Source organism: Streptomyces sp. NPDC048392 (assembly GCF_043200575.1).
Classification (GTDB): Bacteria; Actinomycetota; Actinomycetes; order Streptomycetales; family Streptomycetaceae; genus Streptomyces.
This window is the reverse complement of sequence record NZ_JBICYB010000031.1, coordinates 45,603-61,938: the sequence shown is the minus strand read 5'-3', so window position 1 is coordinate 61,938 and position 16,336 is coordinate 45,603. Positions and strand designations below refer to the sequence as shown.

Below are 16,336 nucleotides of genomic sequence, written 5' to 3'. Positions count from 1 at the left end.
CAGGAGTGAGACTCTGCCGTAACCCCGCGGGGTGAGGCAATTCCGTGTTGCGTGTGAAAGCTCACATCCCGTTTGACCCAGGGGATTCACGGAAATCCGCACACATCGAGGCGCCGCCCGGCTAGGCTCTTGGCCTTTCCGGACGGCGCCGACTGTCGGGTAACCGGCCCCTACCGGGCCGGACTTCTCGGACGAGGTAGTTGCATCGGCCGCGTCAGAGGGGTCCGAGTCACCCCAGACCCCCCGAACGGCTCAGACGTGACCCTCCTCCAGCATTTCGGTCACGAGCGCCGCGATCTGGGACCTCTCGGAGCGCGTCAGGGTGACGTGCGCGAAGAGCGGGTGCCCCTTCAGCTTCTCGACGACGGCGACGACTCCGTCGTACCGGCCGACCCGCAGATTGTCCCGCTGTGCCACGTCGTGGGTGAGTACGACCCGCGAGTTGGCCCCGATCCGGGACAGCACGGTCAGCAGGACGTTCCGCTCGAGCGACTGCGCCTCGTCCACGATCACGAACGCGTCGTGCAGCGAGCGCCCCCGGATGTGGGTGAGCGGCAGCACCTCCAGCATCCCGCGCGCGGTGACCTCCTCGATGACCTCCCGGCTGGTGACGGCCGACAGCGTGTCGAAGACCGCCTGCGCCCAGGGACTCATCTTCTCGGCCTCGGAGCCGGGCAGATAGCCGAGCTCCTGCCCGCCCACCGCGTACAGCGGCCGGAAGACCATCACCTTCTGGTGCTGCCGGCGCTCCAGGACCGCCTCCAGGCCGGCGCACAGCGCGAGCGCCGACTTGCCGGTGCCGGCCCGGCCGCCCATCGACACGATGCCGACGTCCGGGTCGAGGAGCAGGTCGAGCGCGATCCGCTGCTCGGCGCTGCGGCCCTTGACGCCGAACGCCTCCCGGTCGCCGCGCACCAGCCGGACGTCGCCGTCGGGCGCGACCCGGCCGAGTGCCTTGCCGCGCTCCGACTGGATGGTCAGGCCGGTGTGCACGGGCAGGTCGGCGGCCTCGGGGACGTGGACCCGGCCCTCCTCGAAGAGCACGTCCACCTGCTCACCCGGCAGGGTGAGTTCGGACATGCCGGTCCAGCCGGACGCGTCCGTGATGGCCAGCTCGGCGCGGTACTCCTCGGCGAGCAGGCCGACGGAGGACGCCTTGATCCTGAGCGGGAGATCCTTCGAGACGACGGTGACGTCGAATCCCTCCGCCTGCAGATTGCGGGCGACCGCGAGGATGCGGGAGTCGTTGTCCCCCAGGCGGTAGCCGCTGGGCAGCACGCTGGGGTCCGAGTGGTTGAGCTCGACACGGACGGTGCCGCCGAGGTCCCCGATCGGGATGGGGGCGTCGAGGCGACCGTGCCGCACCCGGAACTCGTCGAGCAGACGCAGGGCCTGCCGGGCGAAGTAGCCGAGTTCGGGATGGTGCCGTTTGGCCTCCAACTCCGTCACCACGACGATGGGGAGCACGACCTCGTGCTCGTCGAAGCGGCTCAGGGCGTTCGGGTCGGCCAGCAGGACGCTGGTGTCGAGAACATAGGTGCGCCTATCGGGCTTGTGGCGCTTTGTGCTGGTCACCACGGAAGGACGTACCCCCTCGGAAGAGGTCGGGGAGCGACGGAGTGGACGCTGGGCCGGGAGGGCGGGAACGAGCCGGCCGGTCGAGGGCCGCCCTGCACTGGCGCGGGCCGTGAACCGGCCCTCCGCCGCGTCATCCGTGCCGTGACCGCACGGTGGGGCTGGTGCAAAGGGCCTCCCGGGCGGACGGCTCCGAGCCGTCCGCTGAGATCCGACACCCGTGGTTCGGGCGTCGGCCTGCTTGGCTTATGCCCTCGAACGAGCGCCGCCATGCCACGACACAGGACGGCGCACCGGTGAACTCCTCGTTACGCGCGTACCGCACGGCCGCATCGCCGGGAGGCCGCGGTGCGGGGGGCGCCCGAACGGGGGCGCCCGAACGAGGGCACAAAAAACGGGCCGGTCCGTAGGGGGGGGAGACGGACCGGCCCGAGGGGGGGGTTCCACCATAACCCTTTGTAAGTGATACTGCGCGCATCGGCGTGCCACAACTACTCTCCGAAGTCGTCCGGCAACGCCCGGATGACTACGGAAGCCCTCATTCCGCCCTGAATCATGGCGAAATCGCGGTGCACCCCCGGCCGAGTGGTCGGCCTGCGGGTGAGTGGAGTGACGGAAGGTGCGAGCCTGAGCCCTGGCCGGGCCCCGCCGGGCCCTGCCCGAGACGTCGGCCGGCCACCGCGGAACGAGAACCGCTTCCCCCATCCGGGTGACGCCGTCGGCCTACGCCCGCTTGACCAGGCACCGCGCAGCCCCCTCCACTGCGCGGTGCCACGCGCGCAGCTTTGCTCACGCGAATCGCCTGGCAGTGAACTTACGTGACCCGGCGGCATGGCTTCTACCCGAGATGGGCAACGGTGAATAACGATGTGGAAACCCTGTGAGAATCGACGGGTGATTCCGTGTCTTGCCTCCGGAGCGGCCAACATTTGCGAGGGTAGACCGCTTTCACCCGAAAGAGGCACCACTCGGCACTCAGAAGCCGACGCCGCGCGGCAGGACGCATCCCGTTCCCTCACTCCCCTGACGTCAGCTCCCGACGAAGACGGCGGGCATCACTCGGACGGCGGAGAGCGCACGGCCCCTCGAACGACGCTTCCCGGCCAGTTCCGCCCGGACGGGCACCCCCGCCACCGACGTGGCCGCCGTGCTGCTCGGCGTCCACGCCCGGGTACCGCCGCCGGCGGCCGAGCTGTGGGTCGGGCTGCGAGCCGACGGTGTGCCCGTACAGACGTACAGACGTACGGCGCGCCGTATGACCGCCCGCTTCGCCTTCCGCTCCCCCTCCCCGCCCTCTCCCCCGCTCCCGCTCGGTGGGTACGTGTGCGGAGGTACCGGCGTCCCGAGGAGTCGCGACGCCTTCTCGGGACGCGCGCGACGTCCTACGTCCCGGAGGATGCCTCGGCACCCGCCCCGGAACGCGGCTTGCGCACGTCGAAGAGATGACGGGAGCTGTACGCGACGAAAGGGCCGTCGGACTGGATGCGTTCGTGCAGGTCACGCAGCCGGTCGCGGTACGCCTCGACGGTGAACCCGGGGACCGTCCATACGACCTTGCGCAGGAAGTGGACGACGGCGCCGACGTCGAGGGACTCCATCCGCAGCCGCTCCGCCCGCAGGTCGACCACCTCCAGTCCGGCTGCCTCGGCATCGGCACGCTCGCGCTCGGGACGGCGGTGGCGGTGACTGGCTTCCGGCAGCGGCCCGAGGAAGTACTCGATGAGCTCGAAGACGCTGACGGGACCGACGTGCTGGGCGAAGTACGTGCCGCCGGGCGCCAGTACACGGGCGACCTCGGCCCAGTGGGGCTCGACGGGGTGCCGGCTCACGACCAGGTCGAAGGCGCCGTCCGCGAAAGGGAGGGGCGCGTCGTCGGCCGAGTCGACCACCGGGACGCCGCGCGGGCGCAGCAGCCGGGTGGCCTTGGCGACATTGGGCGCCCAGCCCTCGGTGGCGACGACGAGCGGGGGCCGCTGCGGGCCGGCGGCTTCGAGGGCGAACTCCAGCACCTCCCCTCCCCCGGTCTGCACGTCGAGCACGGCGGTGGCCCCGGCCAGCCGCCCCGCCATGGACAGCGCGTACCCCCAGGACGGCCGGGCCTCGGTGGCCCGGCCCTCGAACCACGAGAAGTCCCATCCCTCGGTGGGGACGGAGGCCCCCTCAGCCACGAGGTCGTCGAAGGAACGGGGACGGGGGCGGGGGCGGGGGCGGGGGCGGCGGAGAGGGCGGCGGAGAGGGTGCGGCTGCGCCATGGTGGATCCGATCGGTGAAGAGGCGACGGAGGCCGGACTGGAGCTGAGCAGGTAGCTGGTCGCGGACTGGTCGCGGCTGAACGGACATTGGCTGGAGGGCCCCCATGCCGCTTGCAGACCACCTCGGGACACCCCTGGGACGCCACTAGCCTCGCGCCTTCGTCAGCGCGCTCGTCCATGCCTTGACCGAATAAGCGAATAGTGCCCCTGGGCTGCAACGATGTGATTCATCCAGGGTTCTGTCAGCCGCACGGGGAGAGGCACTCCTCAGGTGAGTGAGTATATCGAGTGGTATCCGAGTGTCCGTGCCGAGGCTGGACGCAGCGGGGCGGGCTCACCGGCCGGGGCGGGCATCGTTCTTCTCGGCGGTCCTGAGGTGGGTGTCGAACCAGTCGATCGCGACCGTGGAAGACAATTCGGACTGCTGAATGTAGGACAGGAAATGGTTGCCGTCCGTGAGGACGAGCTTCTTCGGTTCGTGAGCGCGGTTGAAGCCGTCGAGGGCAATATCAGCGGGGGCGACGTCGTCCTCCTTGGCTACGAGCATCAGCAGGGGGGTGGGGGCGATGCGGGAGATCCACTGACCGGGTTCGTAGGCGCGAGCGCGACGGCTGGACTGAAGGGTCACCTCGTTCGTCCACGTGTCGTCTGGTGCCCGGTGCAGGTAGAAGTCGGCCGCGCCCTTCTGTGGGTAGGCCGCCGGGGGGGGGCATGGCTCGTGTCGGTGTCGACGAAGGGTACGTAGACGGGCGGCTTGCCGGCCAACTGGTCGCGTTCGTCCTGGTGGAAGCGCTCTTCCAGGGCGCGTACCTCGTGGGGCGGGACGCGGCGCAGTCCGGTCTCGTAGCCGCTGACGGTGGGGGCCTGGGAGTAGACGGCTTTGATGCGGCGGTCGGTGGCCCCGAGGACCAGGGCGTGACCACCGGCGTAGCTGAATCCCCAGACGCCGATACGCTGTTCGTCGATTTCCCCGCGTGTGCCGAGGTAGGTGATCGCCCATCGCCAGTCCGCGATCTGCTGGTAGGGGTCGATGTCCTGGCGGGGTGTGCCGCCGCTGTCGCCGAAGTTGCGATGGTCGTGGAGGAGAACCGCGTAGCCGGCCTCGCTGAAGCGGCGGGCTGTGTGCTCGATGCTGTGATGGCGGGTGCCGCCGAAACCGTGGGCCATGGTGATGGCGGGCAACGGCTTCTCGGTGTTCTCGGGAAGGAACAGCCAGGCGGCCAGTTCGATGCCGTCGGGCAGGGGAATGCGTACGTCGATGCGCTCAACCATGGCGGACACTCCTTCAAGGGATCTCTGTTCATGCGTCGTGGTGTCGCGGCCGCTCAGGTCTGAATGAATTCCCACGTCCGCTTGAGGCTCGGTGGCGCCGTATTCGTCTCGGATTTCTCACGGCCTGCCCGCCTGCGTTCGCGACCCCGACGGCATGGAGGTCATGTTCTTTCCCGTGCTGTGCGCCGCAGGCGGATCGATCGCGAGCGCATGCGCGAGAGGATCCTCCGAGGCCGGGTCACCACCATGAAGGGGGCAACCACGAGGGCCGCCCCAACTCGTCGAGGTCGGCATACCCGCGGCTTCGCCTCGGCATTGAGCGCATCCGTCCCGTGCGCCGCGAGAATTTTCGGTCCTGAGACCGACAAGAATCCTTCGATGTCTCTCTGCAGCGTGCCAGGAGCGTTCTTCAGCGGCCTGGGTGGTTCCCAGCCCATACCGTGGGAGTTCGGCCTGACCACGGACTTGCCTGTTCGAGTTGGCCGGCGAGGCGGAAGAGCCGGCTTTCAAGGCCGTATCCGGCGGCGAACTGCATACCTACCGGAAGCCCCGTCCCGGCGTCGGCCGTCACAGGTACGGACATGGCGGGCGTGCCCGCTACGTTGAACGGCATGGTGAACGGCGACAGGTCATTGATGCGCTCGATCCAGCCGAGGCCGTCCAGTGTCTCCGCACCCTCGGTATGAGTGCCTAGAGGCAAGGGGGGCTCCGGCAGGGTGGGCGTGAGGAGGATGTCGTACGCGTCGAAGTACCGTGCCAGGCTTCGGGCCACCTGGTTCCGCATCGCGAGAGCGGTGAGGAATTGCGCGCCGCCGACCCGCTGCCCGTAGTGGTAGCCGGCGAGGGTCGCCGGCTCAAGGGTCGAGGAGTCGATGGGACGGCCGAAGGCGGCGGCCAACCCGTCGACCAGGGTGGTGAGGTTCACCGTCATGAGCCGGGCGTTGGCCAGGACGAATTCCTCCCAGTCGGCGCCGAGGTCGACCTCGGCCTCCTCCACCTGGTGACCGAGGGATTCGAGCAACCGCACGGTGCGGGAGAGGGCGTCGGTCACCGGTGCGGTGGTGCGGCGTCCGCCCCACGCCTGGGCGAGGACACCGATTCGCAACGAGCCCGGACGACGGGTGACTTCCTCCGCGTACGGCCGTGACGGCTGCTGGGCGAAGTAGGGGTCGCCCGATTCCGGGCCGCGTATCTGGTCGAGCAGTACCGCACTGTCGCGTACGGTGCGGCTGACGCTGCCGTGCACGGCCAGGCCGTTGAAGACCTCGTCGACGCCGGGCCCCATGGACACCCGGCCCCGGGTGGGTTTGATCCCGAAGAGGCCGTTGTAGGCGGCGGGGACACGGAGCGATCCGGCGGCGTCGGTGCCATGGGCGACCGGGGCCATCCCTGCGGCGACAGCGGCGGCCGCGCCTCCACTGGATCCGCCCGCGCTCCGCTCCAGATCCCACGGGTTGCGGGTCGCGCCGTACAACGCTGATTCCGTCGAGATGCCGTAGGCCATCTCCGGTGTCGCGGTGCGCCCGAACGTCACGAGGCCGGCGCGACGGAAGCGCAGCATCAGTGAGGAGTCGGAGCCTGCGACGTTCCCGGCCGCCAGACGGCTTCCCAGCTCCATTCGCCTGCCGGCCATGGCCACCGCGATGTCTTTGATCAGAAAAGGGACGCCGGCCAGGGGTGCGCTGCCGGGGACAGGTTCGTCGTCGGGCGGCCAGGTCTCCACGATGGCGTTGATCCGCGGATCGACTGCCTGTACAGCCTCGCGTGCGGCTGCCTCCAGTTCGGCGGGGAGCACCTCGCCCTTGGCCACCAGCTCCGCCAGCCCGACCGCGTCGAAGCTCACGTATTCAGAAACTTTCACTGTCACTCCCTGACAAGACCGATACCGTCGAGTGCCGAACGATACTATACGGTATCGAAAGGGTCTGGCTGGTACCGTAGGGGGTTGCAACCCCACGATCGGAGTGACGGAGTAGTCATGGCATCGACCCTCAGCAGGCCGAGCAGAGTGGCGAAGCTGCCGCCTCGTGAGCGCATCCTCGACGCGGCCGAAGAGCTCTTCCAGAGAGAAGGGATCCGGCAGGTGGGGGTCCAGACGATCGCCGACAAGGCCGAGACCACCAAAATGGCGATCTACCGGCACTTCGAGACCAAAGACGCGCTGGTCGCGGAGTGGCTGCGGATCGTCGCCGCCGATTATCAGGCGGCCTTCGACCGCGTGGAAACCGAATACCCCGACCGGCCCGAGGAGCAGATTCTGGGCCTGGCCCGCTTCATCGCCGAGGGGCTGCCGGCGATCTCATACAGAGGCTGCCCGTTCATCAACTCCCTCGCCGAGCTGCCCGACCGCCTTCATCCGGCACGGCAGGTGATCGAGGACCACAAGGCCCACCAGACCCGCAGGCTGATCGGCATGTGCACCAAAGCCCAGATGCCCGACCCCGAACAGGCCGCGGCCGAGATCACCTTCGTACTCGAAGGGGCGCAGGTCAGCACACAGAACGGAAGCATCGATCAGACGGGAGACCGCCTAATGAAGATCGTCGAGGGAATCGTGGACCGGCACCGCTCCCACCTCGGCGCATACAAGGCGGCAAACTGACCGCCCGTGCCGCCCGCCCGACCACCGCTCAACGTGGGCATACGAGTGTGACCTGGCGCGCCCGCTCACCTGAAAGCGTCTTTGACCGGAACGGGAACAGGGGCCTGGACGATCCTCGTTCTCGCTGGTCAGCTTCGCCTGTTACCGACGCGCTCGTCCATGCCCTGATCAAATAAGCAGAGAGTGCTTCTGACCTGCAACGATTGGTCTTGTCTAGGGTCCTGTCGGTTGCACGGAAAGAAGCACTCTCCAGGTGAAGAAGCGTATCGGGTCGTACCCGCGTGTCCGTATCGAGGGCGGCGGGGTGGTGGTCTCGCAGGCCGGAGGCGTGCTGCTGGTCGAGCCCGACGTGTTCGGCCCGGTGGCGTCCGACCCCACGGTCTCCCGGCTCATCGACTCCCTCGCCGCAACTGCACCGAAGGCGCTCACCGCGATCCGGTCGGCGCGGGCCGAAGCACGGTCGCAGGTCTGGGAACTGGCCGGAGCGGACGCTCCGGCCGCCGACGGTCACGTGATCGTGGACATCGACGGCGTGCTCGTACTTGCGCACTCCGAGGAAGCAGGATGCCACCGTGACCTGGAAGAAGACCTTCGGCCACCATCCGCTCGTCGCGTTCGTCGATTACGGCCAGGCCGGTTCCGGAGAGCCGGTGGCAGCGATACTGCGCCCCGGCAACGCCGGCTCCAACACCGCGAGCGATCACATCGAAACAGCTCAACTCGCCCTAGCCCAGCTCCCCAAGCACCTACGGCGAGGCCGCAAGACACTGATCCGCGCCGACTCAGCCGGTGGCACCCACGCCTTCCTCGACTGGCTCTCCCACCGGGGCCGGTGGCTGTCGTATTCCGTCGGGATGACCATCACCGACGCCATCCACCAGGCCGTTCTGAAGATCCCAAAGAAGGCATGGACGCCGGCCTACGACGCCAATGGCACCGAGCGGCCCGGCGCCTGGGTCGCAGAGATCACCGACATCCCCGACCTGAGCACGTGGCCCAAGGACATGCGGCTCATCATCCGCAAAGAACGGCCGCACCCCGGCGCCCGATTGCGCTTCACCGACTTCGACGGACTGCGGCTCACCTGTTTCGCGACCAACACCCAAGGTGGCCAGCTCGCCGACCTGGAACTACGTCACCGCCGCAGGGCCCGCTGTGAGGACCGCATCCGAAGCGCCCGCGACACCGGCCTGCGTAACCTCCCCCTGCACGACACCGCCCAGAACCGGATCTGGCTGGAGATCGTCTCTCTCGCACTCGACATCCTGGCCTTGATGCCGATGCTCGCCATGACCGCAGAAACCCGCCGCTGGGAGCCCAAACGGCTTCGTCTACGGCTGTTCTCTGCCGCTGCCCAACTGGTCACCACCGGCCGCCGCCGCTGGCTCCGTCTCAACGCCCGATGGCCCTGGACGGCTGTGATCACTCGCGCGATCCAACGAATCGCAGCCCTGCCGAACCCCGGCTGACCAGCAACTCGACCGTCCCGACGAGCCTCAGCACATCCCGGAGCCGTGGAACCCCGGCGCCCACCCGACGCGACAGCCAGGCCGCCAACCTGCCCCAGCCCACGAAATTCCGCACCACGCAAGCACAAGGTCCCCGTCAGCGAACCGACGAGGACTCATGAACGATCGAGGCCAGGACACCCTTGGGCAATCAAAGGCCGCACCTGCTCGGCGGCGAACCGTACGAATCCCTCCGGATCGGGCTCGCCGCCGGTCGGCTGAAGAATCACGGTGTCGGCCCCGGCCCCGGCCAGCCGACGCACGGCCTCGGCAACGGCCTCCGCGTCCCCGGCGACCCCGAGGTCCGGCACGGCCCCGACACCTTCGGCGACCAGCTCGGCCCGAAGACGTGCACGCGCATCGGGCCCGGTCGCCGCAAGGAGATACACGACGACCTTGTGCGCCTCGGTCCGCCCGGCCGCCGCGCGCCCTTCGTCAATGAGCCGCCGGGCCCGGCGCACTCCGTCCGGCGAAGTGTTCGCGGTGAGTACGGTCCCGTCGGCGGCCTCACCGGACAGCCGCAGTGAACGGGGTCCGGTGGCCCCGGCGAGTACCTCGACGGCCTGTTCCGGCGGCCAGTCGAGCGCGACGTCGTCGAGCCGGACGTAGCGCCCCTCCGACGTCACCCGCTGGCCACGCAGCAACGCCCGCAACGCGATGAGATGCTCCCGCAAAAGCGTGACGGGCGACTCGACCCGCGCCCCGACCTGCCCCATCCAGTCCTGCACCCCGTGCCCCACGCCGAGGACGGCACGGCCGGGGAACATCCGGTGCAGTGTGGCGGCTTCCATCGCGGTGACGGCCACGTTCCGCAACGGCACGGGCAACAGCCCGACCCCGACCCGCGCCCGCTCGGTCCACGCGAGGGCAGCGGCGGCGGTGGAGATCCCGCCCTCCCGGAAACAGTCCTCCCACAGCCACAGCTCGTCGAGCCCCACCTCATCGGCGACACGAGCCACGGCGCGCAGCCGCTCGGGGGCGAGCTGAGGACGGAACACGGCACCGAATCCAGTCATGGACTCTTCCTACCCTCGGCCCGCGCCGCCGGACAACAGCATTACGCCTCCGCACGCAGAGGATTCTCAAAACGCACGGTCTCGACAATCTGCCTCAACACCGCCCGGTACTCCTCCCGACGCGCGACCGCAGTGGTACTGAGCGTGAACACGGCCAGTCGCTTGCAGTCGGGGTGGGGGAGATGGGCGTGGATCTGGAGGAGGGGGAGTTGGGGGATCCCGCTCTCGGCGACGTAACGCAAGGTGGCCTCACTGAGGGCTGCGGGCCCGCAGGGAAACTCCTCAAAGGCAACGTGCGTATGCCCGTTGGCCGACGTGGCGACACGGGCGGCGGTGACTCCACGTGGAGCTACTTTCGTGTCGCGCCAGGAGATGGTGAAGAGGGAGAGCAAGTGTGCATTCGTCGGGTCGATGTCGTCTCGATGCAGGCCGACTGAACAGTGGACCGTACCGAATCCACACAGCGCCCCAAGCATCTGCTGACCCAGGGCTAATTGAGCAACGAACCGCTGGCGCACTACTTCATTGGGGGCCGCATCGAGTAGCGGGGCGACGGTCTCGCGCATCACTTCGGCGTCTGCCGAGCCAGGCGCAGTTAGCAGGGATTCGAGTGGCAGAGACATGAATCCAGAGGGTTCAGCGAACCACAACTCTGCTTGTTCGTCGTTGACAGAATCATGCATCATAATCCGGGGAGTGTTCACGCTGTGTCCCTGTACGGCTCAAGAGTGAACGGAACGGCCGACTGCCCGGTACCCCACGCACAATATCATCTGGACCAGCGCCCCAACCATTGAGCCGCTCATCGGTCTGAGCGTTCATACGCTGTTCGATGACGTGCATGCGCCGGGGTGATTTTCTCCGCCGTGCGGGTGCGGCGATGACTCCCACGAAGCGAGCATCCCCCGCAAACCAAATCTCCTCGATCTGAGCCTTCAGATGCGGCTTGGCACGAGGAGCCATACGCCGAGACCACCATTCCAGACGCAGATGCCGTGCGAAGACCATCGGGAGCCACTGACTTGGAACAGCAGGATTGGGAAACTCGAACCAGCCATAGTGCCTGCTGGCGATCTCCGGTCGGTTGCTTAATCCGTGCGGAACTCCTCGCAGAAGTTGCCATCGATAGGTGCGCAGGATACGCAGTATCGATAGTGCTGCGGGAAAGTATTGCAACTGTGTCAGCACACGGTAGGGCCCATAAATGAAGTATGGGAGAAATACCCACACGAGCCAGTCGGCCGAGTATACCGAGATGCCGAGCAAGATGACCCAGCCACTCACCCAGCCGAAGAGTCCGACGACGTTCATCACCATGTGGCTGAGCCAAGCTCGACGGGTAGGCGGGTGATCCCAGGCAGTCGCACAGACGACAGGATTCACGAACCCCTTCTCTCTTAATCAACGACAGAAAACGTACCGTGCGATGTTCACGAGGCCACCACTGTCAAGAACAAGACGTGAACCATCGATTCCGGCAACAGCGCCGTCCTTGATTACGTCGTCCTCTGCGTCTACGACCTTGTTGTAGAGGCCGAAACCTCCCGTACCAACGCCGACGACGCCCGAAGTACCGGCAATGACATTGGCTGCTCTGTCGGGATCACTGAAGCCGCGCACCGCTCGGGCAACCATTGTGTTATCCAGGCTAGTGATTGATCCGGCCTCGTCGAGAACCTTGGAACCGTAGGTGCCGGCCTTCTGCCAGAAATCCAGCACTTGACCGCTCCTCCGAACGGCTCGCGTCGCTTCGAAGGCACCCTTGGCCACTGCCGCGACACCGGGCAGGGAACCAGCGGCGTCTGCTCCTACTGAGACTGCGTTGCTCCAGAAGTCGGCGTCGAGTTCTCCCTCCGTCATGCCGTCCCACAGAGACGCACGCACTTGCGGGTCTGCGAGCCGCAGGCCAAGCGCTACTGCGCTCAGCCCTGAAGCGATGAGCATCAAGGCAGCAACCGTCGCGATGCCCCACCCCAACGGCCCAGCGAGTAGAAGCGCCACAACCCCAATGAGCCCCGCCACGAAGCTGAGGATGTCCGGCAGGTTGTCGCCCAGCCAGTCCAGTACCTCGTCGAACCATCCCGGCTCATGCGGCACCAACTTCTTTGTGGCGTCGCGGATCTTCCGCGCCCGGTACCCGGCCCTCTCCTCATGCTCCTCGGCCAGCCTCTTCGCCTTGCCAATGACCTTCCTCAGCTCGGCCTGCGCGTCGTCGAGGTCGCCGTTCGCCCGCGTGAGGGCCTTCTGCGCGGCATCGCCGTCGGCCCCGTCCTTCTCGAGGCCGGGGTCGCTGCCCGCCTTGTCCGCGCGCCCCTGTGCGCGATCGACCGCGGCCTGCGCTTCCCGCGCGTCGCCCTCCAGCTTCCTGGCCCGCCGCTGGAAGTCGTCGAGTTCGCCCTCCCAGCGGTCCAGCTGCCTGGCAGCCTTGCGGATCGAGTGCGCCGCGTTCTTCAGGTTGAGCGGCAACGGCCCGCCGTCGAGCTGCTCACGGAAGGCCACCGCGGCGTCGCCCTTCCAGTAGCCGCCGTCGAGAAGCTTGGTGACGAGGTCGTACGCCTCCTGGAGCACCTTCGCGCATCCACTGAGCTTCTTCTCCAGCCCCCGCACGGTCTCCGTGTCCCCCGGCACCGGATGGAAGCCGAGGCACGGATACTCGGGGTTCGGAATGCGTGGAGCGGACTTGAGTCCCTGCGGTTTGCCCAGGTCCGCCCGCGACTGCGGATCAAGCGCGGCACCGTACTGGTCGTTGCCGGCGGTGACGGTCACCTCTCGCCGCCGCTCTTGGCTTCGCGCGACTTCCGCAACGCCGCATCGAGCGCCTTGTCGACCTCGAGGTAGCTGTCCTTACTCTTGCCGATGATGTCGGCGAGGTCCTCCGTCTGCTTGCCGATCTCCTCGGAGCCGTACTTCCAGTCCTCCTGGAAGGCCTCGCACGCCGAATCGAGTTCATCCGTCCCCAGGCCGACGATCGTCGCGTCCGACAGCGCCTTGCGAACGCCCCTGAGTGATGTCGACGACTCCTTCAACGACTTCATGAAGCGCCCGAGTTCGTCGCCGTCCACGGCAAGCCGCTCCGTCACTTACCCGCCTCCCCTCACCGGTCCACCTGCACCGATGAGAGGAACGACGACAACGGCGTTTCGTGGCGCCCCCGCGGCTGCCACGGCCCTCAAGGGGTCCACATTCCGCTCTGAGGACTGGCTGAACCGATCAGCGGTTGACGGCCTGGATCTCCTGGACGACGACGTCCTGGGTGGCGCCGAACGTGCCGTCGGGGAGGTCGCCGCCCGCGTTGCCGCTGCCCGTCCAGTGGATCTTCCAAGTGACCGTCGCCTGCAACGGGAACGTGCCGTCACCCGAAGAACGCAGGTACTTCACCCCGCACGGCGGCGTGTCATCCGCCCTGCCCTTCTCGTACGGCGCACCGATACGACCGTCTCTGATCTCGCAGACACCCGACACCGGGTAGGTCACGGCATCCGGCGTACCCGCCTTGATCTGCAACGACACCGGCTCCGCCGTCGCCGTCGCGCTGATACCGATCTCCTCCACGGACGCGGTCACCGAAACCGGCTTGAACTCCGCACCGTCCAGCCACGCCCACGTCGGAAGATTCACCTTGGTCGCCCCAGCCGGCGCCAACGTCACCTCGGTACCCGGGACACGGATCTCCGCATAGGCAAGTTCGGCCAAAACCTCCGGAGTAACGGCATTCTCCCTGTCCGCGGGCGGCGCATCACCCTTGTCCACCCAGAAGTAATCCGTATCGCACTTGTCCCACCCTGGCGGATAGCTCCTGTTCACATACGAACCCCACCAAAAGCCCTTACCAGTCTTGTCCTTGTTGAAACCCTTCTTCTCATCCTCCGCGTTGTACTTCTCCCGCTGCTTGGCATCCCACTCATACCCCGTGGACTCAGCCTCCCAGATCGGCTCCAGGTAATCCTGCAACTCCTCAGGCGTATACTTCGGGGCATACCAACACGCCGGCGGCGACCAAGACGTCGACGACGTCACCGCACCGACCGAATCACCACGCCCATTTTTCGAACGGTCAAATACAACACCCCCGACGGTAACGGAAACGGTGCCATCACCATCTGCATTGGCCTGTTGGTCCGTGGAACCGCGGCTACCGCCCTCGCCGCGGCCGCCTGCGAAGGCCGCCGGGGCCGATATCACCGAGATGAGAACGGTCGCGGCGACGGTCGCACACCTCAGCGATTGACTCACGGCTGGCATTTTTTACTCCCCCGATTTGACGCGATGTCGGTCGTCTGCCAAACGCCCTCAGCGTTCTTCGCCAGCTTTGCGTTATAAAGGACGTAGCTATCCACCGTCGTTGGCGTATCCTTCACCTCCCCCGTCTTCTTGTCTTTGATGAAGGACTTACTCTCGTCCGAGCAGTAAGTGATGTATGCCTCGCGGTCTCCGGAGAGATTAACCTTGTAGTCGAAGTACCGCGTCTCACCGACCCACGTGTGCTTCTTGTTGATGTATCCCAACGCATACGTGATCGAATCACTCAAAGCGGACTCAGCGTTGTAGAAGCCGAGGGCCTTAGTGTCGGCACTCCCTTCGAAAATCGCCTCATCAACAGCGTTGACGCTCAGCGTACTGTCCGCAAGGGCAGCATCCTTCGCCGCGTTCCCCGTCTTCTCGTACTCGAAAACGTTCTTCGCGTCGGAAGGAAATGTGATTTTCGGTCGGCCAATGGTGTCCGTCGAGCTTGGGCTTGGGACGGCTGGCGTTCCACTGCTCGTGTCAGCGCCCTCGATCTTGCCGCTGTCTTCCGCTGCGGAGCTGTCGTCGCTTCCGCACGCGGACAGCGTCAAGGCCGCAGCGGCGGTCAGCGTGAGCGCTGCGGGGAGGGTAGGGCGGCGGCGATTCACTGTCGGCTCCTGGGTGGGACGAGGCTTCTCTTCAGCGAGGCAACGCTATCCACCGGCAACGAACGGCACCAGGGTGAGCCCCGTCTCCCTGCGGTGGCAGGGGTGTCCAAATCCGCGGTGCATGTTGCTTCTTGGGCCATAGCGGTTGCGCGACACACCGGAAGCGGCAAAGCGGACCGGCCGCCACGCGGGCCCAACGAACGTCGTGTTGCGTCCGGCTCGGGACGGATACCTTCGGCGAGGCGGCGAACGGTGCGGAGGGGGCCCGGTGTGGGATGGCGACGTTGGCGGGACGGGGCGGGCACGTTGGTCGTGGAGGGGCGGGGCGGCAGCGGGAGCGTTCGCGTGCCGCTGGAGATCGCGGGCTCGTATCGCGGCCGGGCCAAGGGGCTGTTGGGGCGCGACTCGATCGACGGCGCGATGCTCCTGACCCCCGCCAACAGCGTGCACACCTTTCGGATGCGGATGCCCATCGACGTCGCCTACCTCGACCGGCGGCTCAACGTCATCGCCGTACGCACCATGCGGCCGGGCAGGCTGGGGTTGCCCCGAGTGCGTTCCAGGATGGTGCTGGAAGCGGCCGCCGGAGCGATGGCCGGGTGGGGCCTGCGGGTGGGGGCACGGGTACGGGTGGAGATCGCGGACGAATAGGGCGGTTCCGCCGCGGTCGGGGCGCGTCAGGGGGAGACGATATGGAGCAGGGCCGTGCCGTCCGCGCCAGTGGTTGCCTGGATCACCACGGCGCCGGGACGGGCGCTCGGGCGGGTGGTGGTCAGGTCGCCGCAGGAATTGCCGCTGCCGTTCTTCCGGAGGATCGTCAGGCAGCCTTGGTCCGGGCCGCTCGCGCCGCCCTTCGACTGGCCGTTGCCCGACGTCACCTCGTACTCGATCCTGTTCGAGCCGACCTCGGTCACCGAAAGCGTGGCCGGGCCGTGCGGCCCTTCGAAGCGGATGGTCACGGGCTTGGACACCGCGATCTCGCAGTCACCGTCCGTACAGGCATCGATGTCATGACCGTCCGCTGCCGATACGGAGGACGGCTCGGGGCGCGGGGCGGGCGAGGCCGTGGGGCGCTCCGGGGGTGTGGACGGTGTCGCGTCCGTACCGTCCGCGCCGTTGCAGGCAGCCGCCGTGAGAGCCGTCAGCGCGACGAGGGCCACGGGCAGTGAACGTCGTGGCTTGCGCTGCGTCACCTGGTTGTCGGGGTTCGGCATCTGTC

Annotated in this window: 15 protein-coding genes and 1 pseudogene; 3 read left to right on the top strand and 13 right to left on the bottom strand. The window is 67.3% G+C overall.

All coding sequences use genetic code 11. The features are described 5' to 3' along the window. Positions 1 to 252: 252 nt before the first annotated feature. The 5 genes from ACGFYH_RS29700 to ACGFYH_RS29680 all read right to left on the bottom strand — a co-directional run bounded on the left by ACGFYH_RS29700 (position 253) and on the right by ACGFYH_RS29680 (position 6,960). Positions 253 to 1,578: a PhoH family protein gene (locus ACGFYH_RS29700; protein WP_393806256.1), complete on the bottom strand. Its 1,326-nt coding sequence runs from the start codon at positions 1,576 to 1,578 to the stop codon at positions 253 to 255. Between the two features lie 1,379 nt (positions 1,579 to 2,957). After that, positions 2,958 to 3,827: a class I SAM-dependent methyltransferase gene (locus tag ACGFYH_RS29695; RefSeq protein WP_393806255.1), complete on the bottom strand. Its 870-nt coding sequence runs from the start codon at positions 3,825 to 3,827 to the stop codon at positions 2,958 to 2,960. Positions 3,828 to 4,161: 334 nt separating this feature from the next. Then, complete coding sequence (locus ACGFYH_RS29690) at positions 4,162 to 4,455, bottom strand: hypothetical protein (RefSeq protein ID WP_393806254.1); 294 nt, start codon at positions 4,453 to 4,455, stop codon at positions 4,162 to 4,164. Beyond that, positions 4,452 to 5,099 (bottom strand): alpha/beta hydrolase, encoded by a 648-nt coding sequence (locus tag ACGFYH_RS29685; RefSeq protein ID WP_393806253.1) that lies wholly within the window; start codon positions 5,097 to 5,099, stop codon positions 4,452 to 4,454. The genes ACGFYH_RS29690 and ACGFYH_RS29685 overlap by 4 nt, the downstream gene beginning before the upstream one ends. Positions 5,100 to 5,508: 409 nt before the next feature. Beyond that, complete coding sequence (locus ACGFYH_RS29680) at positions 5,509 to 6,960, bottom strand: amidase (protein ID WP_393806252.1); 1,452 nt, start codon at positions 6,958 to 6,960, stop codon at positions 5,509 to 5,511. Between the two features lie 117 nt (positions 6,961 to 7,077). Between ACGFYH_RS29680 and ACGFYH_RS29675 the strand changes: the two genes are divergently transcribed. Beyond that, on the top strand, positions 7,078 to 7,701 hold the full coding sequence (locus ACGFYH_RS29675; RefSeq protein ID WP_393806251.1) for a TetR/AcrR family transcriptional regulator: 624 nt from the start codon (positions 7,078 to 7,080) through the stop codon (positions 7,699 to 7,701). Between the two features lie 253 nt (positions 7,702 to 7,954). Continuing rightward, positions 7,955 to 9,170 (top strand): annotated as a pseudogene (locus ACGFYH_RS29670) (IS1380 family transposase). A 155-nt stretch (positions 9,171 to 9,325) separates the two neighbouring features. Here the strand turns inward: ACGFYH_RS29670 and ACGFYH_RS29665 are convergent. From ACGFYH_RS29665 to ACGFYH_RS29635, 7 genes are all read right to left on the bottom strand, one after another. Next, a complete protein-coding gene (locus ACGFYH_RS29665; protein WP_393806250.1) occupies positions 9,326 to 10,225 on the bottom strand; it encodes an LLM class flavin-dependent oxidoreductase in 900 nt (299 codons plus the stop codon). 41 nt (positions 10,226 to 10,266) lie between these two features. Further along, entirely contained in the window at positions 10,267 to 10,929 is a 663-nt protein-coding gene (locus ACGFYH_RS29660; protein WP_393806249.1) for a hypothetical protein, read from the bottom strand. Beyond that, the gene (locus tag ACGFYH_RS29655) at positions 10,901 to 11,542 is read right to left on the bottom strand and encodes a hypothetical protein (protein ID WP_393806248.1); all 642 of its coding nucleotides are present in this window, start codon (positions 11,540 to 11,542) and stop codon (positions 10,901 to 10,903) included. Before ACGFYH_RS29655 ends, ACGFYH_RS29660 begins: the two co-directional genes overlap by 29 nt. A gap of 84 nt (positions 11,543 to 11,626) precedes the next feature. Then, positions 11,627 to 12,991 (bottom strand): hypothetical protein, encoded by a 1,365-nt coding sequence (locus tag ACGFYH_RS29650; protein WP_393806247.1) that lies wholly within the window; start codon positions 12,989 to 12,991, stop codon positions 11,627 to 11,629. Then, positions 12,988 to 13,305 (bottom strand): hypothetical protein, encoded by a 318-nt coding sequence (locus tag ACGFYH_RS29645; RefSeq protein WP_393806246.1) that lies wholly within the window; start codon positions 13,303 to 13,305, stop codon positions 12,988 to 12,990. Before ACGFYH_RS29645 ends, ACGFYH_RS29650 begins: the two co-directional genes overlap by 4 nt. Positions 13,306 to 13,435: 130 nt before the next feature. Further along, positions 13,436 to 14,467: a hypothetical protein gene (locus tag ACGFYH_RS29640; protein WP_393806245.1), complete on the bottom strand. Its 1,032-nt coding sequence runs from the start codon at positions 14,465 to 14,467 to the stop codon at positions 13,436 to 13,438. Then, complete coding sequence (locus ACGFYH_RS29635) at positions 14,455 to 15,117, bottom strand: hypothetical protein (RefSeq protein WP_393806244.1); 663 nt, start codon at positions 15,115 to 15,117, stop codon at positions 14,455 to 14,457. Before ACGFYH_RS29635 ends, ACGFYH_RS29640 begins: the two co-directional genes overlap by 13 nt. A gap of 270 nt (positions 15,118 to 15,387) precedes the next feature. Here ACGFYH_RS29635 and ACGFYH_RS29630 point away from each other — a divergent pair, with 270 nt between their 5' ends. Next, positions 15,388 to 15,768 (top strand): DUF192 domain-containing protein, encoded by a 381-nt coding sequence (locus ACGFYH_RS29630; RefSeq protein ID WP_393806243.1) that lies wholly within the window; start codon positions 15,388 to 15,390, stop codon positions 15,766 to 15,768. Between the two features lie 26 nt (positions 15,769 to 15,794). Here the strand turns inward: ACGFYH_RS29630 and ACGFYH_RS29625 are convergent, their stop codons facing one another. Beyond that, positions 15,795 to 16,331 carry a hypothetical protein gene (locus tag ACGFYH_RS29625; protein WP_393806242.1) on the bottom strand — a complete coding sequence of 179 codons (537 nt, stop codon included), beginning with the start codon at positions 16,329 to 16,331 and terminating at the stop codon, positions 15,795 to 15,797. Between the last annotated feature and the right edge of the window lie 5 nt (positions 16,332 to 16,336).